26 protein-coding genes are annotated in these 23,182 nt (G+C 35.8%); 11 read left to right on the plus strand and 15 right to left on the minus strand.

The annotated features are described in order from the left end of the window. Position 1: 1 nt before the first annotated feature. Positions 2–829: a DNA/RNA non-specific endonuclease gene (locus IL45_RS07560; RefSeq protein ID WP_036582340.1), complete on the plus strand. Its 828-nt coding sequence runs from the start codon at positions 2–4 to the stop codon at positions 827–829. Positions 830–836: 7 nt separating this feature from the next. Here the strand turns inward: IL45_RS07560 and IL45_RS07565 are convergent, their stop codons facing one another. The 7 genes from IL45_RS07565 to purH are packed head-to-tail and all read right to left on the minus strand — an operon-like array spanning position 837 to position 8,833. Next, entirely contained in the window at positions 837–1,658 is an 822-nt protein-coding gene (locus IL45_RS07565; RefSeq protein WP_036582342.1) for a hypothetical protein, read from the minus strand. Between the two features lie 8 nt (positions 1,659–1,666). After that, complete coding sequence (gene rodA, locus IL45_RS07570) at positions 1,667–2,944, minus strand: rod shape-determining protein RodA (protein ID WP_036582344.1); 1,278 nt, start codon at positions 2,942–2,944, stop codon at positions 1,667–1,669. Position 2,945: 1 nt separating this feature from the next. Continuing rightward, positions 2,946–4,856, minus strand: coding sequence for a penicillin-binding protein 2 (gene mrdA / locus IL45_RS07575; RefSeq protein WP_036582347.1), 1,911 nt, complete (start codon positions 4,854–4,856; stop codon positions 2,946–2,948). Continuing rightward, entirely contained in the window at positions 4,853–5,362 is a 510-nt protein-coding gene (locus IL45_RS07580) for a hypothetical protein (protein WP_036582350.1), read from the minus strand. The genes mrdA and IL45_RS07580 overlap by 4 nt, the downstream gene beginning before the upstream one ends. Beyond that, entirely contained in the window at positions 5,355–6,188 is an 834-nt protein-coding gene (gene mreC / locus IL45_RS07585; protein WP_036582352.1) for a rod shape-determining protein MreC, read from the minus strand. The genes IL45_RS07580 and mreC overlap by 8 nt, the downstream gene beginning before the upstream one ends. A gap of 10 nt (positions 6,189–6,198) precedes the next feature. After that, positions 6,199–7,227 carry a rod shape-determining protein gene (locus IL45_RS07590; protein WP_036582354.1) on the minus strand — a complete coding sequence of 343 codons (1,029 nt, stop codon included), beginning with the start codon at positions 7,225–7,227 and terminating at the stop codon, positions 6,199–6,201. Between the two features lie 58 nt (positions 7,228–7,285). Beyond that, positions 7,286–8,833: a bifunctional phosphoribosylaminoimidazolecarboxamide formyltransferase/IMP cyclohydrolase gene (purH, locus tag IL45_RS07595; protein WP_036582357.1), complete on the minus strand. Its 1,548-nt coding sequence runs from the start codon at positions 8,831–8,833 to the stop codon at positions 7,286–7,288. Between the two features lie 203 nt (positions 8,834–9,036). Here purH and IL45_RS07600 point away from each other — a divergent pair, with 203 nt between their 5' ends. The 5 genes from IL45_RS07600 to IL45_RS07620 all read left to right on the plus strand — a co-directional run bounded on the left by IL45_RS07600 (position 9,037) and on the right by IL45_RS07620 (position 13,456). Further along, positions 9,037–10,293 carry an ABC transporter permease gene (locus tag IL45_RS07600; RefSeq protein ID WP_036582359.1) on the plus strand — a complete coding sequence of 419 codons (1,257 nt, stop codon included), beginning with the start codon at positions 9,037–9,039 and terminating at the stop codon, positions 10,291–10,293. A gap of 72 nt (positions 10,294–10,365) precedes the next feature. Next, complete coding sequence (locus tag IL45_RS07605; RefSeq protein ID WP_036582362.1) at positions 10,366–11,151, plus strand: SDR family oxidoreductase; 786 nt, start codon at positions 10,366–10,368, stop codon at positions 11,149–11,151. Between the two features lie 81 nt (positions 11,152–11,232). Further along, positions 11,233–11,646, plus strand: coding sequence for a hypothetical protein (locus IL45_RS07610; protein ID WP_036582364.1), 414 nt, complete (start codon positions 11,233–11,235; stop codon positions 11,644–11,646). Positions 11,647–11,650: 4 nt separating this feature from the next. Next, entirely contained in the window at positions 11,651–12,733 is a 1,083-nt protein-coding gene (locus IL45_RS07615; RefSeq protein WP_036582367.1) for an amidohydrolase family protein, read from the plus strand. A 69-nt stretch (positions 12,734–12,802) separates the two neighbouring features. Continuing rightward, on the plus strand, positions 12,803–13,456 hold the full coding sequence (locus tag IL45_RS07620; protein ID WP_036582370.1) for an O-methyltransferase: 654 nt from the start codon (positions 12,803–12,805) through the stop codon (positions 13,454–13,456). On the opposite strand, the gene IL45_RS07625 is transcribed toward IL45_RS07620, so the two are convergent. The 8 genes from IL45_RS07625 to IL45_RS07660 form a co-directional block, all read right to left on the minus strand. Then, the gene (locus tag IL45_RS07625) at positions 13,439–14,011 is read right to left on the minus strand and encodes a phosphatase PAP2 family protein (RefSeq protein WP_036582372.1); all 573 of its coding nucleotides are present in this window, start codon (positions 14,009–14,011) and stop codon (positions 13,439–13,441) included. The genes IL45_RS07620 and IL45_RS07625 overlap by 18 nt on opposite strands. After that, positions 14,011–14,286 carry a Sec-independent protein translocase subunit TatA/TatB gene (locus IL45_RS07630; protein WP_036582374.1) on the minus strand — a complete coding sequence of 92 codons (276 nt, stop codon included), beginning with the start codon at positions 14,284–14,286 and terminating at the stop codon, positions 14,011–14,013. Before IL45_RS07630 ends, IL45_RS07625 begins: the two co-directional genes overlap by 1 nt. A gap of 54 nt (positions 14,287–14,340) precedes the next feature. Beyond that, a complete protein-coding gene (locus IL45_RS07635; protein ID WP_036582377.1) occupies positions 14,341–15,186 on the minus strand; it encodes a hypothetical protein in 846 nt (281 codons plus the stop codon). 86 nt (positions 15,187–15,272) lie between these two features. Next, positions 15,273–17,570, minus strand: a complete 2,298-nt coding sequence (locus IL45_RS07640; protein WP_036582379.1) for a M1 family metallopeptidase — start codon at positions 17,568–17,570, stop codon at positions 15,273–15,275. 63 nt (positions 17,571–17,633) lie between these two features. Beyond that, positions 17,634–18,179 carry a DUF6702 family protein gene (locus tag IL45_RS07645; protein ID WP_146128619.1) on the minus strand — a complete coding sequence of 182 codons (546 nt, stop codon included), beginning with the start codon at positions 18,177–18,179 and terminating at the stop codon, positions 17,634–17,636. Positions 18,180–18,213: 34 nt separating this feature from the next. Continuing rightward, positions 18,214–18,750: a hypothetical protein gene (locus IL45_RS07650; protein ID WP_036582385.1), complete on the minus strand. Its 537-nt coding sequence runs from the start codon at positions 18,748–18,750 to the stop codon at positions 18,214–18,216. Between the two features lie 15 nt (positions 18,751–18,765). Continuing rightward, entirely contained in the window at positions 18,766–19,584 is an 819-nt protein-coding gene (locus tag IL45_RS07655) for a hypothetical protein (RefSeq protein WP_036582387.1), read from the minus strand. Next, on the minus strand, positions 19,577–20,404 hold the full coding sequence (locus IL45_RS07660) for a carboxypeptidase-like regulatory domain-containing protein (protein WP_146128620.1): 828 nt from the start codon (positions 20,402–20,404) through the stop codon (positions 19,577–19,579). The genes IL45_RS07655 and IL45_RS07660 overlap by 8 nt, the downstream gene beginning before the upstream one ends. 98 nt (positions 20,405–20,502) lie before the next feature. Between IL45_RS07660 and pepE the strand changes: the two genes are divergently transcribed. Genes pepE through IL45_RS07685 form a run of 5 tightly spaced genes read left to right on the plus strand, consistent with a single transcriptional unit; the run spans position 20,503 to position 23,180 of the window. Next, positions 20,503–21,216, plus strand: coding sequence for a dipeptidase PepE (gene pepE / locus IL45_RS07665; RefSeq protein WP_036582392.1), 714 nt, complete (start codon positions 20,503–20,505; stop codon positions 21,214–21,216). 24 nt (positions 21,217–21,240) lie between these two features. Beyond that, on the plus strand, positions 21,241–21,525 hold the full coding sequence (locus tag IL45_RS07670; protein WP_036582396.1) for a GNAT family N-acetyltransferase: 285 nt from the start codon (positions 21,241–21,243) through the stop codon (positions 21,523–21,525). Beyond that, positions 21,522–22,058: a GNAT family N-acetyltransferase gene (locus tag IL45_RS07675; protein WP_036582398.1), complete on the plus strand. Its 537-nt coding sequence runs from the start codon at positions 21,522–21,524 to the stop codon at positions 22,056–22,058. The genes IL45_RS07670 and IL45_RS07675 overlap by 4 nt, the downstream gene beginning before the upstream one ends. After that, positions 22,039–22,497 carry a GNAT family N-acetyltransferase gene (locus tag IL45_RS07680; protein ID WP_235183331.1) on the plus strand — a complete coding sequence of 153 codons (459 nt, stop codon included), beginning with the start codon at positions 22,039–22,041 and terminating at the stop codon, positions 22,495–22,497. The genes IL45_RS07675 and IL45_RS07680 overlap by 20 nt, the downstream gene beginning before the upstream one ends. Then, positions 22,494–23,180 (plus strand): M15 family metallopeptidase, encoded by a 687-nt coding sequence (locus IL45_RS07685; protein ID WP_036582403.1) that lies wholly within the window; start codon positions 22,494–22,496, stop codon positions 23,178–23,180. The genes IL45_RS07680 and IL45_RS07685 overlap by 4 nt, the downstream gene beginning before the upstream one ends. Positions 23,181–23,182 lie beyond the last annotated feature (2 nt).

Consider the following 23,182-nt stretch of genomic DNA (forward strand, 5'->3'; position numbering starts at 1 on the left):
TATGAAAAAATCGATCTACGCAATCATACTTATAGTTATCGCTGTATGTTTTTATTTTTATGAAACGCACCGTAATGAAGAAGCTTCTCAGCATATACTTGAACAAGAAAATCAGCAGACTATAAATGATCAAGATGCTGATGGATTCAAACCTTTATCACGTAAAGACTTTTTGCCTAGTTCAAACAATCAGGTCATACACCACAGTACCTACAGCCTCTCTTATAGTGAAAAACATGAGCAAGCCGAATGGACAGCTCATGTACTAAGAGAAAGCGACATTACTAATAATAACTTTAAAAGACCTTATTTTGAAATTGATAACTCAGTAAAAACTGGTGCTGCGCACTGGCGCAATTATAAAAAAAGTGGATATGATAGAGGTCATTTAGTACCAGCAGGTGATAGAACAGGTAGCAAAAAGGTATATGAAGAAACCTTCCTAACATCAAATATAAGTCCACAAGAACACGAGTTCAATGCTGGTATATGGAATCGACTAGAACAAAAAACGCGATACTATGCTAAACGATACGATGAACTATATGTAGTGACCGGACCTGTTTTTAAAGGTAACATGGATGAAATAGGCACAGAAAATGTGACGGTACCATCTGCATTTTATAAAATAATTTATAGACAAGATAAAAGTGGTAATGAAAAAATACTAGCCTTTTTAATGCCTCATAAAGCTAGTAGTAAACCTATCTACGATTATGTTACGTCAGTAGACGAAATAGAAAAACAAACTGGTATAGATTTCTTCTCTCAAATACCCGATCATGTAGAGAATGAACTAGAAGCCTCAAATAGTAGTAAAGGATGGTAATTCTCAATTAAGGGATTACTTGAAAATGAATATGATCATCGTGCCTTACCGCATGACAGCCATGAAACCTTAATTTAGTATTTATATTTTTAATATTTAAGCGTTTGATTAAATGAGGCTCGATAAATATCTTTTGCACCTTAGGATGCGACTGTATTTGCTCAATTAGTTGTTTAGTAAGCTGTTCATTTAACGACACATCTTTATCTACATTAAATCCTAGCGCTTTAGCATAATCGTACTGCCAGTAACCAGCATCTTCACAAGCCTGTGTTTGATTGAACTCATTATCTCGAGGCTCTTCATAAACTCCGTATCCAATTAACGAAGGATTCAAATTGTAATGAGAACCTCTAGTTCCATCCTTATATACAAAAGCCACATCCACTTTGCGCCCATCATTATGACTTAGATGTGGTAATAATGGAAAACCATTTATGAAAGGAAAGCCTGCATCTAGGTACACCAATTGCAATCCATTATATTTTGAATCTCTATAATTATCAGAAACATCTTCTAGAACTGTGTACAAATCATAGCGCACATAATTGCGACATAATAGAACGTACCCCATGTTATGTGGTCGTATGGTTTCATGAAACACTGGCAACATTTTACGATTATCGATACTTGCCGCTATAGGTACTATAGTAAAAATAGAAAAGATGTAAACGACACAGAAAACACTAAGTCTTTTCCATAAAATCCAATTTGATTTACAATATTTAAAATAGCCGAAAACTAGAATCCATATCAATCCACCTACTTGGGTAACTAATGTCAATATTATGACCATTAGAACATGGAATAAACCTTTCAGTAATTTCATAAACTCATTTAATGTTCATAGCTCATTCTATGACCATCTAATTTCACAAAAATGAATAATAATATGGTAAAACCCCATAAACCACTACCACCATAACTCATAAATGGCAACGGTATTCCAACGGTAGGTAGTAAGCCCAATACCATACCTATATTTACGAAAAAATGTATAAAGAAAATTCCTGCCACACTATAACCATATATACGGGCAAATTGATTCTTCTGTCTTTCGGCCATAATAATCAATCGATAGCATAAGGACATGAATAAGATAATGACTAACGACGCACCTATAAATCCCCATTCTTCACCTATGGCACTAAAGATAAAGTCAGTTTCTTGCTCCGGCACAAATCCACCTTGCGTCTGTGTACCTTCTAAAAGTCCTTTACCAGCAAAACCGCCACTTCCCACAGCAATAACACTTTGATTAATATTATAACCTACACCTTGATTATCCTCTACCCTACCTAATACGATATCGATACGATTTCTGTGTCTGTCTTCTAACAAGTTATTAAATATATAATTTGTGGAAAGAGAATACAAAACACATACACCAGATATGATTAAAAACAGAATGATTCTAGGTTTAGGCAATCGCTTTTTATGTCTACGCTTTTGCGAAAGCAAGTAAATAACGGTCATCGCGATTAAAATAATCAATGCAATCCACCATGTTCCTAAAACTAAAGTCCCCAAGAACAAACCTATTGCTACTAATACCAGACTGAGATACCACAAGGATAAACCTTCTCTATGAAGAGCAAAGAAAAATGCGCCATAGACTAGTGCACTTCCTGGATCTGGTTGTGGTATAATAAACAAAGCTGGTAATGCTATGATAAGACCTACTAGTAGTAAGTCTTTAGTATTTTTAAGTGATATATTAATACCACTTAAAAATTTTGCGACGGCTAGAGCTGTTGCCGCCTTTGCAAATTCACTGGGCTGTAAGGTCATACTACCTAAAGAGTACCAAGATTTTGCTCCATTTAACTCTTTACCAAAAACGAACAAGCCTAATAATGATAAGAGTGAAATAATATAAATAATACTTCCAAAACGTTCAAAAAACTTCACATCCATTGCCAGTATGAAGCTGATAATTAGAAACGCTAATCCAATCCATAAGATTTGCTTGCCGTACAGTTGATCCATATCTAGAATACCATGGTATTGAGAAACTTGAGCAGCAGAGTATATGGTCAACCAACCTATCAATAGTAAGGCTAGATAGATTAAAATGATATAGATATCAAACTTAGGCTTATCTCCTATTCCCATTTTACGGATTTAAAGCATTAGGTTGTGGTGCAATAAGGCCTTTATCCACTTTAGGGTTTATTTCAAAGGGCTCGCCGCTATATTGCTTTTCATACTCATACTCTAAGCTATGCGTAAGTAAATATTTTTCTAAATCTTTACGAGTAATCTCACCTTTGATATGTTTTTCAATGAGTAAACTGGCAATCTTTGCAGCATATCGAGAACCCCAATAACCATTTTCAACAAATACTGCAATCGCTATTTGAGGATTATCTTTTGGTGCAAAAGCTATAAATACGGAATGATCTGTAAGTTGTGTGCGTTTACCATCAATCTTAACAAAGTTTTCTACGGTACCAGTCTTACCACAAATTTCTATTCCTGGGATTTGTGCATACTTTGCTGTTCCAGTTTTATAAACGGCTGTCATTCCTTCCACTACTGGTTCAAAATGTCGAGCATCAACGGTGGTGTAATTTTTTACTGTATAATCTGGATTATCAATAGGTTCGCCATCAATAGCTTTAATAATATGTGGTCTATAAAAATATCCACGATTTGCTATCGCAGCCGTCATATTAGCCAGTTGTATAGGTGTTGTGATTACCTCACCTTGCCCTATCGCATTTGAAATCGTAGTAGGTGCATACCATTTATATTTATATCGGCTAGAATAGTATTTGCCATCTGGTATTAATCCTGCTCGACCTACCGGAAGATCGTAACCTAAATAATCTCCTAGACCAAAACTAGTAACATGCCTATTCCAATTATCCATTCCTTCTTCAGGAGTACTTCCTTTTTCTATAATACGTCGGTAAACCTGTGCAAAATAAGCATTACATGATTCGGCAATACCTGTATTTAAAGCAAGAGGTGATTGATGACTATGGCATCCTAATGGTTTTCTACCGCCATAATCATATCCATGATTACACCTCAATTTCTCAGTCGTTGTGATTACACCTTCTTGTAGACCTACTAACGCATTGATAACTTTAAATGGTGAGCCTGGTGCATACTCTGCCTGAAGAGCTCTATTAACACCAGGCTTTTTTATGGTATCATTAAAAATCAGAACAGAGTTTTTAGAACGATCACGTCCCATCAACAGTGCAGGATCATAATATGGTGCAGTAACTAGAGTTAGAATTTCACCAGTCTGTGGTTCAATCGCAACTATTCCACCTCGTTTATTTTTCATCAATAATTCTGCATATGCCTGCAAGTCATTATCTAATGTTACCGTCAGGTCTAATCCAGAATTAGGTATGGTATCATATCTACCATTTTCATAAGATTCTTTAGGTCGCCCATAGTGATCTCTTATAAAGTGTTTCACTCCTTTTTTACCTCTTAATTCTTGCTCATATTGGAGTTCAATTCCTGCTTTACCAGATAAATCTCCAGATTGATATCGAGGATCTTTTTTAATTTTCTCAGGACTTACCTCACGTATGTAGCCCAATACACTAGCACTATGATCTACCATATATTTACGCAAGGATCTTTTCTGAGCATAAAACCCAGGGAACTTACGTAATTTCTCTTGCAAGGGCGCAAACTCTTCTTGTGTGAGTTGAGGAACGATTACGCTTCCTTTTTGCCATGACCAATCTTTTGCATCCTGAATTTTAGACTTTAATCTAGTCTTATCCATTTGCAATAGCGTGCATAATTGTAGGGTATCAAATTTTTTAAGCTCCTTAGGAATCATCATGATATCGTAAGCGACTTGGTTTGCCACCATTAAATCTCCATCGCGATCGTAAATAAAGCCTCGTTCTGGGATGTCATAAATACTTTTAACAGCATTTAATTCTGATTTAAGCTTATAGGAATCACCCTTAATTATTTGAAGGTAGAAAACCCTACCTATCAAAGTAAGTCCCACTATGGTAACTAAGAAAAAGAATAATAATCTTTTCATGATTTATTGCGCCATCCAAATAAAACAAACAAAACGACTCCCATAAAGATAGAAGACAAGCCTATAAACAACGTCATTTGCAACACCTGAAGTACCTGACTGATGTTAAAATATATGAGCAAATACAATATTAAATGATGTATTAAAACACCTAGTACAAGTAATAAAGAAAATCGATCTAATGGTGATTTTAAGATTTTAAGGTTCTTGGTAAGATATCCTTCTCCATAAACCAGTTTAAGCAGTACTGGTCTCACGAATGCAAGTGTTAATGAGGCTGCGGCGTGAGCACCACCGGTGTCTTGAAAAGTATCAACAATTAAACCTAGTAAAAAAGATAGAATTAAAAAAGACCATCGGTTATTATCAACAGGATACAACACAATAAATAACAAATAAACTAATGGACTGATATAGCCCATAAAATTTACTTCATCCATTACAAATACTTGTAATAATAGTAAGGCTATAAAACGTACGACGTTATTTAACAATGTGCTATTCATTGACATTAGTAGTTAGTGTGTCAATAATTTGTAATGGTTTCACATCGCGACTTTTAATCACATATGCAGTCCCTATATCTGTCATATCATTAAACAGAGCAACATCAATTTTATAGCGACTACCATTTTCTACCAGTTGAGCATCTCTAATAGTACCTATAAGAATATCTGGCGGGAATGTAGTACTTTGTCTTCCTGTAACTATAGTATCTCCTTTAGTTACTTTAGCAAGTCTAGGGACATCTACTAAGGACATCATATAAGGATCATTCCCATCCCATGTCAACGACCCTATGACATTACTACCTTTAATTTGCGCGTTTAGAGAAATTTCAGAATTTAAAATTGAGATAACCCTTGAAAAACGATTGCTTGATATATCAATAATCCCCAAAATACCATTAGTAGTAACCACACCCATATCAGGTTCTATACCTTGATCAATTCCTATATCTAACGTGATAAAATTATCTCGTTTTGAATAATCATTTTTAATCACGCGAGAAGGAAATACTCGATAAGGGACATCTTCAGAAAATAAAAATGTGGTCTCATCACCTAGTAAGGTATCTGCTGTAACTAAAGCTTTCATGCGTAGCATCGCATTTTCTTTACGCAGTTTATCATTCTCTTCTTTCAGATTTAGGTAATCATAAATTCCACTACGAGAACTTAAAAAAGAACCCGTTATATTACCTGTAGAATGTACAAATGAATTGCGATGATAGCTATGCGATTGAACGGTAAAAACAAGTGCAATCAATAATAAGCTCAGGTAGAGCAGCAAGTTTCTGTACTTGATCAGAAAATTGATAATTTGCTGCATCTAGTAACTTTTATTTAGCTAATACACTTTTGTAACGCTCGATATTTTTAAGAGTCAAACCAGTACCACGCACTACAGCTCGTAGTGGATCTTCTGCAATATAAACAGGTAAATCTGTTTTTTGAGAAAGACGCTTATCAAGACCACGCAACATCGATCCACCACCTGCTAGATATATTCCTGTATTATATATATCTGCAGCAAGTTCAGGTGGAGTTTGTGATAACGTCTCCATAACAGCATCTTCTACTCGTAAAATTGATTTATCAAGAGCTTTGGCTATTTCTCTGTATCCAATTTTAACCTCTTTAGGCTTCCCAGTAAGTAAATCACGTCCTTGAACGCTCATCTCTTCTGGCGGCACCTCTAGATCTTCAGTTGCGGCACCTATTTGTATTTTAATTTTCTCAGCAGTACGTTCTCCAACATATAAGTTATGTTGTGTACGCATGTAGTAAACAATGTCATTAGTAAATACATCACCTGCAATCTTTACAGACTTATCACATACAATTCCTCCTAAAGCGATTACTGCAATCTCAGTTGTTCCACCACCTATATCAACGATCATGTTACCTTTAGGCTGCATGATATCTACACCTATACCTATGGCCGCAGCCATAGGCTCGTGTATTAGATAAACTTCTTTTCCATTAACACGCTCTGCACTATCTTTTACCGCACGCATTTCCACTTCTGTAATACCTGATGGAATACAAATCACCATGCGCAATGATGGAGTAAAAAGCTTCTTTTTTAACGCAGGTATTTCTTTAATGAACATCGAGATCATCTTCTCACTTGCGTCAAAATCTGCAATAACGCCATCCTTCAATGGTCTTATAGTTTTGATATTCTCATGCGTTTTTCCTTGCATCATTGCCGCTTCTTTACCTACTGCAATAATTTTTCCAGTAGTGCGATCGCGTGCAACAATAGATGGACTATCTACAACGACTTTACCGTTGTGGACTATAAGAGTATTTGCCGTACCTAAATCGATAGCAATATCTTCTGTTAGAAAATCAAAAAATCCCATAAGTGTTAAGGAGGAAAAAGGGTTTAATTACTTGAGCTTTACAAAGCTAACACAATTCTTAGTGTTTAAAGTGTCTTGTACCAGTGAAAACCATCGCAATATCATTTTTATTGCAATAATCTATCGATAATTCATCTTTTATAGATCCACCTGGTTGTATCACGGCTTTAACACCTGCATTATCTGCAATTTCTACACAATCTGGAAAAGGGAAAAATGCATCACTTGCCATCACAGCACCTTGTAAATCAAATTTAAAAGACTGCGCTTTATGAATTGCCTGATTTAACGCATCAACTCGTGACGTCTGACCGGTTCCACTAGCACACAATTGTTTATTCTTTGCCAGTACGATAGTGTTAGACTTAGTATGTTTACAAAGCTTTGAAGCAAATAATAAATCCTCTATTTGTGCTTCCGTTGGAGCTAATTCAGTTGCCGTTTTTAAATCTTCCTTAGTATCTGTTTTTAGATTAGCATCTTGGACTAGATAACCATTTAAGCTAGCTCTTACTTCTAGAGCGTTAGTGTTACGCTTTCGCGAAAGCGCATCTCCAACAAGCTCCAGCATGATTCTATTCTTCTTACCTTTTAAAATCTCAAGTGCTGCAGGATCGAATGAAGGTGCGATTACCACCTCGCAAAAAAGTTTATGGATTTCTGTCGCTGTAGGCACATCAATCTCTACATTAGATATTAAAATCCCTCCAAATGCAGATACTGGATCACCAGCAAGAGCATCTACATATGCCTGGTGAATCGAATCTCTTTGAGCAACTCCACAAGCATTATTATGTTTAAAGACTGCAAATGTCGGAGCGTCATCCACAAACTCACTCATTAAATTAACAGCGGCATCTACATCTAGTAAATTGTTATAAGAAAGCGCCTTACCATGTAATTTAGTAAACATACTTTCAAAATCACCATAGAACCAGCCACGTTGATGAGGATTTTCTCCATAACGCAATGGCATGACATCTTGTTGACTCATTTTAAGAGACTTATTCACAGAATCACCAGCAAAATAATTATATATCGCACTGTCATAATGAGAAGAAATATCAAAGGCTGTTGCGGCAAATTCTTTGCGCTGATCTACAGTTGTTGTTCCATTTCCTTCTTCTAGCACGTTTAACAACTTACCATAATCATCCATGGTAGATACACAAAGTGTGTCTTTAAAGTTTTTTGCAGCTGCGCGTATAAGTGAGATACCACCTATGTCAATTTTTTCAATAATATCTTGTTCTGGTGCTCCACTAGCTACCGTCTTTTCAAAGGGATACAAATCGACTATAACAATATCAATTTGCGGTATATCATACTCTGCAAGTTGAGCCACATCACCTTCATGATCACGACGATTTAAAATACCTCCAAATACCTTAGGATGTAATGTCTTAACTCGACCACCTAAAATGGATGGATATGACGTCACATTCTCTACTGGAATCACAGGTATCCCTAAGTCGTTAATAAATTTTTCAGTACCACCTGTTGAATAAATAGCGATTCCTAATTCGCTCATTTTCTTAACAATAGGTTCTAATCCGTCTTTATGAAAAACAGAAATTAATGCAGATTTTGCGGTGATGTTGCTCATGTTGTGAAATGCTTAAAAAAGTAAGTTGCAAAAGTAATGGATTGTTATGGTTTTAATTTATTTATTGGAAAACAAAGCGCCATTTCTTTTGCACCATTACTTAACAAGTTTCACATTTAGAAGTATAATTATGTAACATTTCTACAACATCATAGTCCAATGAGATAACGTAGATTTAACCATTCTAAAATCCGGCTGCAGTAATGCTCATTTATTTAAGTCTTTTAAAAGAAAGTTTCTCTTTTGCATGGAGTGCATTGCGCACTAACTTGTTGCGCACTTTTCTTTCATTACTAGGTGTTACCATTGGGATTTTCTCTATTATCGGTGTACTTGCTGCTGTAGATTCTTTAGAACAAGAAATCAACGACGGATTAAGTTCTCTAGACATTTCTACTATTTATGTTTTAAAAGTTTCTTTTGGACCTACTGAACTCGAGCGCTATCAATATGAAAACTTTCCTAACGTTTCTTATGACGAGTTTCAAATGCTTAAACGCAGTATGGAAGACATAGACGCCATGACTTTTACCATGTTCTCTGCACCAGAAAGCATTAAGTATGAAGATAAAATAGCTACCGGAGTTAGCATCGTACCAGGCACTAATGAGTTTTATGATTTAGAAAACCTAAAGCTAGACCAAGGTAGATTTTTCAGTGAGAGCGAGAGTGTGAGCGGCGCACCAGTTGCTGTTATAGGCTATGAGGTGGCACAAAATTTATTTAAAAACACTAATCCATTAGGCAAAAGAGTACGCCTGTATGGTAATAAATTTACAATCATAGGCGTGATCAGTAAGCAAGGATCTGGTCTAGACTTAGGTGCTCCTAAGGACGAAAGTGCGTTTATCCCTGTAAATTTTGTTAGAAAAATCTATGGCGATAACAATAAATCTAAAACCACTGCACTGATATTAAAACCTAAAAAAGGTGTGGATCAAGATGAGTTTATTGCAACACTAGAGCAAAAACTACGTAATTATCGAGGTTTGAAAAATGATGAAATCAGTACCTTTTTTATCAATCCATTAAAAGGTTTTGCAGACTTTCTTGATCAGGTTACAGGAACACTGACTATTATAGGTCTAATCATTTCTGGATTCTCTATGTTAGTTGGTGGATTTGGGATTGCAAACATCATGTTTGTAAGTGTAAAAGAACGTACTAACTTGATTGGTATTCAAAAATCACTGGGCGCAAAAAATAGTTTCATATTATTTCAATTCTTATTTGAAGCTGTGATTTTAGCATTATTTGGTGGTTTATTTGGTCTTCTATTTGTGTGGCTAGGTACTGTCGTCGCAAACTCAATGGTTGAAGACTTTAACTTTATCCTATCTACTAAAAACATCATTCTAGGTACTAGCGTCAGTGCTATTATAGGCCTTATTGCAGGAATTATTCCCGCAATAACTGCGTCTCGCTTAGATCCAGTAGAGGCGATACGTACAGGAATGTAAATCACATTATTTCTAGAATAATTAAGCACCTCGTTTTTGAGTCCAGTATGCCCAAATCATTATCTTAGCGGCATGGAGATTAATTTACACAACAAAACGGCATTAGTTTGCGGTAGCAGCGCCGGAATAGGAAAAGCGACAGCGCAACAATTTGCAAGTGCTGGTGCACGAGTAATACTTTTAGCTCGTAATGAAGATAAGCTTAAGGATGTTTTAAAAACACTAGATCAATCACACGGTCAAAACCACGATTACCTAGTAGCTGATTTTTCAAAACCAGATGAGTTAAGTGATGTAATAAACGCTTTCGCGAAAGCGAACCCGATACACATCCTTATCAATAACACTGGTGGACCTGCCGCTGGATGGCTTATCGATGCAGAGGTGAGTGCGCTAGAATCAGGATTTACACAACATATAAAATGCAACCAAATTCTGGCTAAAGCTTGTTTCCCTAGCATGAAAGAAGCTGGTTATGGACGTATTATCAATATTATTTCCACTAGCGTAAAAGCACCTATCGACTTTCTAGGAGTTTCTAATGTAATACGCGGCGCCGTAGCAAATTGGGCTAAGACTTTATCCAACGAACTAGGACCTCATGGCATTACTGTTAACAATGTACTACCAGGTTTTACAGCGACGGAACGTCTAGACGCTATTATCAAAGGTAAAGCACAACGTGCAAATCATAGTGAAGATGAAGCTGCAGCCATAATGAAAAGTTATGTGCCAGTAAGAAGATTTGCAGAAGCTGATGAGGTGGCAAATGCCATCACATTTCTAGCAAGTGAAAAAGCTTCTTATATCAATGGTATTAATTTACCTGTGGATGGAGGAAGAACTAAAAGTCTTTAATAAAGATATTTTACAATTTTTCAGCACTATTTTTTATGGCCCAATAAGGCAAGGCGTAAAATACATAGCAGATTTTAAACGATGATTTACTTTATCCTAGTTGCAGTACTACTTCTTCTTTTTAGTTACAGAAGAAATAGAGAATTTAAAAGACGTAAGAAACTCATTAATGGGTACGTTGAAGAACGTCAACTTATGAATTACGACTGGGATGAATTTAACAATCATTATCTAGCCCAAGGATTTCATCAGCAGCAAATAGATGCCGTTAAAACAAGTATTCAAGATTATTCTGCCGTAGCAAAAGAAGCCTTGTTTCCCGAAGACCATATTTATAACGATCTACTGATCAGCAACCACGGAGCAGAGCAAACAGAGATTCTAATAGAAATAGAAAAAAAGTTAAACTTAGACACTATTGATGATGAACTCTTTTCTTCTTATGAACCTATTGTAGATTCATATTTCAAGGTATTAAGAATAGTATTAAATTAGCAACATGTCAAAAAAACTACGCATTAACGGTCACTCGCATTTACTTCCATATCCAGAGCAGATTCCGGATTTCATGCGTGAAAAAGGAATTTTTTGGGTAGATCCTGAACGCAAGAACATGTTACAAAAGGATTGGTCACGTCCTGTTACGGATTCCAGCTTTTTTCTAGATGAAAAACTAGAATGGATGGATAAGTACAAAATAGATCATGCTGTTATCTTGAATCTAAGCCAGCTATATGGAAACGGTTTGCGCCTAGAAGAAATGAAACAGGCCTTGCGTTTTCAAAATGATTTTAATGCAAAGGTGCAACATGATCATCCTTCTAAATTCACAAGTGGTTTTGTGGTTCACCCAGGTTTTGTAAGAGGTGCTTTATGGGAAATAGAACGTTGTGTAAAAGTGCTAGGCATGAAACTGCTTTGTTTACCAACACACTACATGGATACAATAGGTACCTGGCGATGTATTTTTGATGAGGAAAACGAACCCATTTTTGAATTAGCTAGCGAACTAAATCTAGCTGTAGAAATTCATCCTTATGATGGTGAGAAATTTATCAAATTACAAAATACCTCATGGCGTTTTCATTTGATATGGATGCTCGCTCAGTGTGCAGATGCTTACCACTTTCTAACTTTGAATGGGTATGCTTTTAAATATCCAGGTATGCGCATATGCTTTGCCCATGGTGGACAGCTTGCGCAAATGAACCTCGGTCGTAGAATTCAAGGCTTTGACGGTAGACCTGATTTGTTTGAAGGTAAAACACATCCACGTAAATCAGTAGGTCATCCTAATATCTTTTTTGACACGTTAGTACACGACACTGGTTCACTGAAACTACTGGTAGAAAATCAAGGAGCAAAACAAGTTCTTATGGGGCTAGATGATCCTTACCCATTAGGAGAAATGGATAGCGAAAAACAATCTAGTTATCCTGGTAAAATTTTAGACCTTGCTATGGATCGTAAAATCATAAGTCAAGAAGATTATGATGGCATGTGGGATGAACATGTGGTGCGATGGTTATTTGGAGATAACGACACCGCCAAAAAAGAGTTTTACAATAGGATTACTGGATAGATTGACATTAAACATTTGTAGATACTTACTAACCATTTCCAATAATACAATTCAAGTTAGAGAATAAACATGTTTTTCCTACCAACCGACCTAGACGATTACATTGTAGCGCATACCCAAGATGAGCCACAAATTTTAAAAGATCTTACTCGCGAGACACATCAAAAGGTCTTACAGGCCATTATGTTATCTGGAGCTTATCAAGGACGTGTACTGAGTATGATTTCCCATTTAAAAGCACCAATGCGTGTCCTAGAATTAGGAACTTTTACAGGCTACTCAGCACTTTGTATTGCTGAAGGTATGCCTGCTGGCAGTGAGCTCATAACGATAGATATTAATGAAGAGCTTGAAGATCTAGCAGGAAGATATTTTGCACGCTTCTGCGAAAGCGCAAATCACAACATCACTATTACACAGAAAGTAGGTCCAGCATTAGACATTATCCCAACGTTAGAAGGTAAGTTTGATATGATTTTTATAGATGCTGATAAGCCTAATTACATTAATTATTTTCACGCCATAATGGAGAAAGTTAATCCTGGTGCTTTAATACTATCTGATAACGTTTTATGGCATGGTAAAGTTGTAGAAACGGTTAATCCTAAAGATAATTCTACTCCTATTTTACTAGAGTTTAATCAACTACTAAAGGAAGATCCACGCTTGCAAACTGTACTATTTTCTATTAGAGATGGATTAACTTTAAGTCGTGTGTTGTAATCGATTAAATAAATTCATCAACAACTTATAAAAGGCAGCTCCCAAAAACAATCCTACAAGAGCGCCCACAAGCACATCTAATGGGTAGTGCACACCTACAAAAATGCGCGATGTGGCAAACAGTAAAGGCCATATAAAAAACAGCAGCCACCATTTAGATTTGGTATAATTATTTAATATCAAAAACATTAGTAAACTAACTGTCATACTTACAGCGGTATGACCAGACCAAAAACTAAAATTCTCTGGTCGCTGTAAAATATTAATACTATCCAGTAAAACAGGCTCGTTATTAGGTCTTAACCTTGCGACAGCGTTTTTAACTAGGTCTGTTAGACCTATCGCAGTAAGGGTTGCTACAATAACAGTTAGTGAAGCGATGTAGTTTAACCTCTTGGGTAGTTTTACAATAAGTAAAACAAAAAAAGTAATATATAGCGGCAACCAAGTTTCTAATCTTGTCACAAATAGCCAAAAAGCATCAAATCGATTAAAATAAGAACCATTAATGTATCTGAAAATTTGCTGATCTAATTCAACAAGCCATTCCCACATTAAAACCTTCTTTTAATAGAGCCAGTTTCTTCAATTTGATCTTTTACTTCTTCTATTTTAGAGGTGATTTGTTTTACGTCCTCTGTAAAGCCGTGCTCATCTGCCGTTTTAGAAATTTCGTTCTTAATATCATCTGTGGCATTACGCACCGTATTCATTGCGCGAGCAATTCCACGAGCGATCTCTGGAAGTTTATCTGATCCAAAGACTAAAATAACCACTAGGCCTACTATCATAAGCTCTGGTGTACTGATAAAAAGTGGTAGACTTATCATATTGCAAATATACTATTTGCACCATTCATAGTTATTTAAGAATGTTATAATTTATCATCGATAATTAAAGAATTCAAAGTAAAAAGTAGTCATTAACCCTTCTGTCACGGATAGCTCTCTAGAAACTGGATAACCTTCAGAATCTAGTACATATTGATAATCAATACTGCGCTCTAATATAGCAGTACCAGTAGAAAGATCGTAATCTAAACGAGTTGCTGGCAAATAACGACTATAAGGAACAAACTCATCAAACATATAAAGCCTGATGATATCATTCATATCTGTAAACGGATTATTATTAAAGTTATAAGTGAAATCAGAATATCCCGTTATAGTAAAGCCATCATTTGCAATTTCTTCAATACGTAAAACATTAAAATTTTGAGAATACTCAAGTCTCAACTCCTCAACTTGTGATGTAACGCCAGATAGATCAGTTTCTCTAGTCACTACCCTATTAAATCTATTTTGCGGATCTATATACAAAGTTTTATGATGCGTAACACCTGCCATGTCTATATAGCTTAACTCAACGGTTGATATAGCTTGCACACTGTCATCGTTTCCGTAAGCTACATTAACATTAACCGCAGGCACTACAGCTTCCTCGATAATTAAGTTTTCTAATTTATTACCGTTACTATAATTGGCAGTTGTAGATTGATTAAGGTTACCTGTCTCCATTATACTAGAAAGTAAATCTAGCCCATTATATATAAAATTTATGTCACGAGTAATGTTAGTTGGTGTATTGATAGCTACCTGTATTGAAGATAGCTGCCTTAAGTCTTGTATAGGCTCTATTACCTCATATATACCAGAATTTGGATCCTCTAATGATGGATCATCACAACTAAATATGAAAAAACTGAGTATAAAAATAATGCTGTACTTCATATGACGAATATAATGCTTAACCTTATAACACAAAAAAACCAGATTCATTGTGAATCTGGTTTTTAAAAATATTAGTTAAATACTTCTTATTGTTTCATCTCTTCAAACTTATCAACTTTTGGTTCTTGTGGCCATGAGTTATTAGAGGTATCAATATCTGCAGTCTCTAACTTAGGATCGATAACGATTCCTACAATCTCTTTTTGAGTCGCTTTAGATAGACTTACTTCTTTATCATTCAATCTCCAGATTTCTGCTGGATGAGTAGCTGTTTCAGTAGTACCGTCAGCATAAGTGTACTCAATGATAATAGGCATTACTAATCCACCTGGCTTTTCAACCGTGATTTGATAGAAATACTTAGGCTCTTTCATTGCAGCACGTTGCTCTGCAGTAAAGTTGTCCATCATATAATCTTTTAAATCGCTTACAACTTCACTAGGAGCTTTTCCTTTCATTTCTTCTTTATAGTCTTCACTACCTTCTTTAACCATGTAAACAAGTTGTGGAACTCGATCTTTAGGAATATTTCTTTCTTCAAGGTAGTCTTTCATCTCTTGATTCATATCCGCAGATACATAAAATTTATCTACAGACTTAATTCCCATATCATTGAATTGAGTGGTATAGAACCAACCTCTCCAGAACCAGTCTAGGTCCATTGCACTTGCATCTTCCATAGTACGGAAGAAATCCTCTGGTGTTGGGTGCTTAAACATCCATCGTTGAGAATAAGTACGGAAAGAGTAATCAAATAACTCACGTCCCATTACCGTTTCACGTAAAATATTTAAAGCGGTACCTGGCTTACCATAAGCATTAGAACCAAACTGATAAGTATTCAAACCTTTACTCATTATAGGAGCGATATACCTTTGATCTCCTGCCATGTAAGGAACAATTGCTGCTGCAGGTCCACGACGAGATGGATATGCATCCAATCCTTCAATAGACGCTGGATAATTTTCTCCCATATCCTGCTCTGCAACATATTGAACAAATGTATTCAATCCTTCATCCATCCATGTCCACTGGCGTTCATCACTATTCACAATCATAGGGAAATAGTTATGACCTACTTCATGTATAATAACTGATATCATACCAAACTTAACACGATCACTGTAGTTTCCTTCTGCATCTGGACGTCCATAGTTCCAACAGATCATAGGATATTCCATTCCTTGATTTTTTGCGTGAACTGATATCGCCTTGTGATAAGGGTAGTCGAATGTCATTCTAGAATAAGACTTTAATGTTTGAGCTACAGCCTTAGTAGACCATTGCTCCCATAAAGGATTACCTTCTGGTGCATATATAGATACAGCCATCACATCTTTATCTCCTACTTTTACAGCCATTGCATCTGCAATATAGCGGCGAGAAGAAGTCCATCCAAAGTCACGAACATAATCTGCTTTTAACTTCCAAGTTTTCATCTTAGTTGCACCTGGCATCATCGCTAGCTTTTCAGCCTCTTGTTGCGTACGTATCACTACAGGCTCATCATAAGTACGTTGAGCCATTTCATATCTTCTCAACTCTTCACTACTGTAAACATCTTTACGGTTAGTCAATTTACCTGTTCCATCTAACCAGTGATCTTCTGGTACTGTGATATTAACTTCAAAAGAACCGAATGGTAATGCAAATTCATCACGTCCCCAGAACTGGCTGTTTTGCCATCCTTCAACATCATTATAAACACACATACGTGGATAGAATTGTGCAATCACATAAGCTCTGTGTCCATCAGGAAATTCTTCATAACCACTACGACCACGACCTTCAACATGATTATTAACGTTATAGTCCCATTCAATGTCAAATTCAAATTTCTTACCTGGAGCAAGTGCTTTAGGCATTTCAACTCTCATCATGGTCTGATTGATCATGTACTTTAAAGGATTACCCTTTGAGTCCAAAACCTTTTTAATATTAAATCCACCATCAAAAGGCTCTGAAAGATACTCACCAGCAAAACCTGCAGGCTGTGCAAATGGAGCTACTCCACCACCTTCAATTAAAGGTGTTTTAGAATCTTTTGCACGCATGTTTTGATCTAACTGTACCCATAGATAATCTAATACATCTGGAGAATTGTTAGTATAAGTAATCGTTTCATAACCATAGATGTGGTGATTCTCATCATCTAATCTAATGTCCATTTCATAATCAGCACGTTGCTGGTAATATTTAGGACCTGGAGCACCACTAGCACTACGATACTGATTAGGAGTAGAAAACTCCTGATATAGCTGGCGGAATTTGTTAATGTTGTAATGTTCTTCTGCCTTAGGCTCTTCTGCTTGTTCTGCTTCTTGAGCAAAACCTGAAAAAGAAACCATCAACATACTGATAAACAATAGTTTAATAGCTTTCATTTTTTTGATTTAGTTTATAGAGTTGCTAAAATAAGAATAATAGATTACTCAAAAGAAATTTAACTAAAACTTCACAGAGTCTATTTTCTTTTTTGCAACCATAAGTAATGTCTTACGTTCACCTCTTATTTTAAGATGAACCATATTTTTTTGATCTTCAAATAGCTCCATAAGTGCTGTAAATCGCATCTCGATTTCTAAAGGTTCTCGATCTACAGGTATCTCAATGTATAATACTAATTGATCGTTATCTATCTCCGACCCTAAGTAATCGATAGGTATTAAATCTCCATCAACTTTGACACGTAATCTAGAAGTAAAGTAATCACCTATTAATTGTTTATGCTTTGTTAAGTTACCATCTTCCGTCAGTATGATATTCTCATCTGCTCTTGCAGACAGTACATCTTCTAAATCATCAATAAAAAAACGAGAGGTCATTTGAAGTGCTCCAACCTTTGCATTATACTTTAGATTTGATACTGACAGGTAATATTTATGAGCTGTAATGTTTACGCTTTCGCGAAAGCGTAATTCATCAGCATCATGATTTCCATAAGATGCCTGTGATAGAAATGGCATCAATAAGAATAGGAATATGTATTTCATACAGAAGTAAGGATTTAATCCTTTTAAAATTAGTCTATTGTAAAAGAGCTACGTTTCCTAGATAAACACCATGAAATTCATCACCATTTGTATCTAGTCCATCTACCGTAATAGCATATCCAGTTTGATAAGTTTCCACTCTTATGAATCCGCTTTCTAAAGCTGTTGATGTATTAAACATCGCGGTAGAATCAAAATCGAGACTGTAACTTAGGGATGCGTCTGCTGGCTCTTCAGTGTTCGCAATCTGATAGAGTCCTGTTTGAAAATTATCTACAGAATTACCATAAAAATTGATTTGCATCAAAACACCAGCTCCTTCTATTTCATCCATATCGTTGAGTTGTAACCCGTCACCTAATACGGTAACTTCTGTTAATACGCCTGTGCCACCACTAAGTTGAGGCTCTTCTCTAATGGCACCTATGGTTTCAAAATTAGTCGTCTGGTCTCCATAGCAAAAAGTATTTACTTGAATAGGTTGCGAGACCGGTAAGTCATCATCACTATCGCAGGATGTCGTCATTACCAAGGCAGCTGCCATGAATAATAATGTGGTTATTTTTTTCATCATTGTATCTTTTAATTATTGCTTTCTTTCTTTATAGGCTGTTGCAGTGTCTGACAAGAACTGCAGTAAAACGAGTTCATTTTCTGGTTGCATGAGTTGATTATTCAATCCTCGATCTGTCGCAAAATAAATGAAATCGTAAAGATTCTCTTTATCAATATCTAAAAACTCTACTAAATAGTCAGCATCAAACTGATTTTTCAATACCGCTACATCAAAACGTTCTTCAACCGTGTTTGCTGATCCAAAATCAAAATTAATAGCATTTAGCGCTGTATTTAATACTACTGCTGCTAATAAACCTACCAGATTAAACATGTTGTAACGTGGCTGGGATTGCATCATAGCCTCATGGCGTAAATCATAATCTTCTGGCTGGCGCACCATATCAGACAATGTGTTCTCAGTTCTATCGATTGCTGGTGTCCACATGTTTTGTCCAGAAATTTTTTCGAGTCTAGTGTCTGCTGTTTCAAGTCTTTTAAGGTTTAAGCTGATGTTTTGATCACCCTCTAAGAGTACCTCATCCAGCACATTCACTCCACTACCTAATGTAATTGCAACTACTTTTTCTTTTATAGTACGATCTGTAACTATAAGTGTGACCGGCTCATGATCAACAGATTTAAAAACAATTTTGTCGCCAGCCATAACATCTATTCGATAAGAACCTGTTGCAGATGTTACTGTTACCTCATAACTGTTTTCATTGAAAATAGTAATCCCTTCAACAGGTTCATCTAGCTCATTTTGAATATAACCAGAAATCTGAACGCGCTCTTGCTGGCCTATGGCCATATAAGAGATCAAAAACAAAAGTAGAAACTTATTCATTTGTTGTCTTTTTACGCTTTTTAAATATCACAGCTTGCTGAGATAGAAACTCTAAAAGATCTAACTCATTATCGGCCTGAACAAGATCTTTAGTAAGACCATTATCTTGCACAAAATACCCATATTCAATAAAGTCTTTTTCTTCCAAATCTAGATAATTTAAAAGGTATTCTTTACTGTATTTATTTTTAAGTAATACTAGCGCATTAGTCTCAATGGGCACACTATCATCTTTAGATATATTCTTTACATCAAGGCTTCTCGCAATATTAGCAGTATTTATAGTAGTTGAAAGACCTACCATATTAAATCGTGGCTGACTTTGCTGAAAGGCTTCTGCACGCACCTCGTACTCTTCTGGTTGTCTCACACGATTAGAAAATGTGTTATCGATACGATCAACTGCTGCTGTTTTAATATTTTCAAGAGACACTTTCTCTAATCCAGAATCTACGGTTTCTATTCTTTTAACCGGAATCATAAAACTAGTGGTGCTTAAATTAACGGTCTCTAAATCTTTAACGTCTGGATTAAGACCTAAATCAATTCTCTTTTCTTCAACAACCTTTTCAGACACGTTTAAAGAGAATGATTCAAATTGAATTGCCTTAAAGGATAGTTGATCTCCTTTTTTTACATCGATATAAAACACTCCACTATCGTTTGTAACTGTACCTTCTAGAGAACTGTTGTTAAAAATTGTAATACCGCTTAAATCTGTATTTAGTTCTGAACTTATGGTTCCTTTGATCTGTACACGTTGTACTTGGGCATTAGATAACATTCCCAAAAACAGAAATATGTAAATGAAATTTTTCATAGTTGTATTTATGTTAAGCAATTTAAATCAAATTGCCTTTTAGATAACGATAACATTATCCAATTAATTGTTAAATACCTTTGCTCAAAAGCTTTCTTATGAGAAACATGATTGTTGCAAGTACATCAACCATACATGGCAGTGGTTACCTTCAATATTTGCTAGAAGATTTACTAACTGTTTTTAAAGAAGAAAATATCACAGACCTATTGTTTATTCCCTTTGCAAGACCAGGTGGCATATCACATGATGCGTATACTCAAAAAGTACACCAAGTTTTACAACCTCACGGAATCAGTGTTACTGGCCTACATACCGTAGAAGATAAAGAAGATGCGCTATTGCAAGCAACAGCAATTTTTACAGGTGGTGGTAATACATTTCAACTAGTAAAAGCGCTTCACGATATAGAATTAATGGCATCATTAAGAAAAGTTATTTTTAATGGTACCTTTTACATGGGAACTAGTGCTGGTAGTAACATTTGTGGTCTTAACATGCGCACAACAAATGACATGCCTATTGTAGAACCTGTAACCTTTAAAACCACAGGTGCCCTAGGATACAACATTAATCCACATTATTTAGACCCTATTAAAGGCTCTACGCATATGGGAGAAACACGCGAGCAACGTATTAAGGAATTTCATTTTTACAACGCCATTCCAGTAATAGGACTTAGAGAAGGCAGTTATATTAGGGTGAAAAATGACCAAGAAATTTTACATGGACCACATACAGCTCGTGTATTCCTTAAAGATCAAGAGCCTCTAGAAGTGAAAACCGGATATAATTTTGCACAATTAGTGTAATAAAGTAATTTTAAAATAAAAATAATGGACTTTCCTATTCAACATAAACAGAACGATAAAAGAGGAATCTTTTACATGAAGAAGGACGGCAACACTGTTGCTGAACTAACTTACACCTTAGAAAATCAAATCATGACCATTGATCATACTGAAGTTAACCCAAGTATGGAAGGTAATGGTTTAGGTAGTAAATTGATAGAAGCAAGTTATACTTTCGCGAAAGCGGAAAACTTAAAAATCAATCCATTATGTCCATTTGCCGAAGTTGTTTTTGACAGACATAGTGACTGGAGTGATACTCGTGTATGATACTAAGATTTGAAACAGATCGATTAATTCTAAGGCCTTTTGAAGAGTCTGATGCACCCTATTTATTTGAGCTTAATGATGATGAAGAGGTCATGCGTTACACAGGTGACATACCTTTTAAAGATGTAGAAGACGCACGCAAATTTGCTATAGACTACAGTAATAATCCTCAAGGTCAGATTAGAAAATATCATATGGGTAGACTGGCTGTGATACGTAAGGAAGATGATGTATTTATAGGCTGGACGGGACTAAAATATCATGTAGACGGCGACTTTGTGGATACCGGCTATCGTTTTATGAAAAAATATTGGGGTAAAGGATATGCAACAGAATCAACTAGACGCGTATTACAACACGCATTTGAAGATCATCATTTAAAAGTTGTTGAAGCTCATATACATGAGCATAATTATGGTTCACAAAAAGTAGCACAACGATTAAAAATGAAGTTAGACCATCGATTTTTATGGTCTGGAGTTAAACCTGCGCGATGCTATAAAATCACAAATGATGAATTTAGAAATTCGTAATATTTCTGGTATTGAGACTTATCCAGTACGTCATCCAGTCTTAAGAGCTGGTAGACCTATAACAGATTGTTATTTTGAGGGCGATGATTTAAATACGACCATTCATTTAGGCATCTTTGTAGAAGAACGACTCCATGGCGTTGCAACATTTTTAATGAATAAAGATCTTAATATTGAAGAATTAATTTCGCTAGAACATCAACAGTGCTATCAATTAAGAGGAATGGCGATAAAGGCAGAAATTCAAGGTCAACAACTAGGTAGTCAACTAATTAATCATGCCGAAGAAATGCTGAAGAATAAAAATGTGCTCGCATTATGGTTCAACGCTCGTGAAAGCGCCGTATCTTTTTATAAGAAAAAAGGATATCAAATAGTAAGTGAACCATTTGAAATTGCTACAGTAGGTATCCATTATAAAATGTATAAAGCATTATGAAATTAACAACCATATTCTTTTTATTCCTCTTTGCAAGCACTACTGCGCAAATAAGCACCCAGCAACTTACTGGACAAACTACAAATGTTGAGAATGCGCTAGAGTCAGATGCACAAAGTGCGTTCAATAAAATGCGAGCCGCTGCACTTAAAGATGGTATCGATCTAAAAATCGTCTCTGGCTATCGCAGTTTTAATAGACAGCGGCAAATCTGGAATAGAAAATATAAAAAATATACCGCTCAAGGCCTTGCTCCCGATGCTATATTTGATAAAATCGTAGAGTATTCAACCGTTCCAGGAACGAGTAGACATCACTGGGGAACAGACATGGATATTATAGATCAAGGCGCTTCATACAGCGGTGATGTACTAGTACCCAATAAATTCCACGGAGAAGGACCTTTTTGCAAGATGAAAGATTGGATGGAACAACACGCAGCCACCTATGGTTTTGAACTGGTCTATACACTAAATGAAAATCGAACAGGTTTTAAATATGAACCATGGCATTATAGCTATGCACCGCTTTCGCGTAAGTTGCTCAAAGAATACCTTTCAGAAACCGACTTCTTGATCTTTTTAAGAAGTCAAGACATTCTAGGGATGGAAAAAATAAGCGATGAACGTTTATTAAGGTATTATAACGAACACATTAAAGGAGTGAATCCTTCACTTCAATAAAA

Origin of the sequence: Nonlabens ulvanivorans (genome assembly GCF_000732625.1) — a bacterium.
Taxonomy (GTDB): domain Bacteria; phylum Bacteroidota; class Bacteroidia; order Flavobacteriales; family Flavobacteriaceae; genus Nonlabens; species Nonlabens ulvanivorans.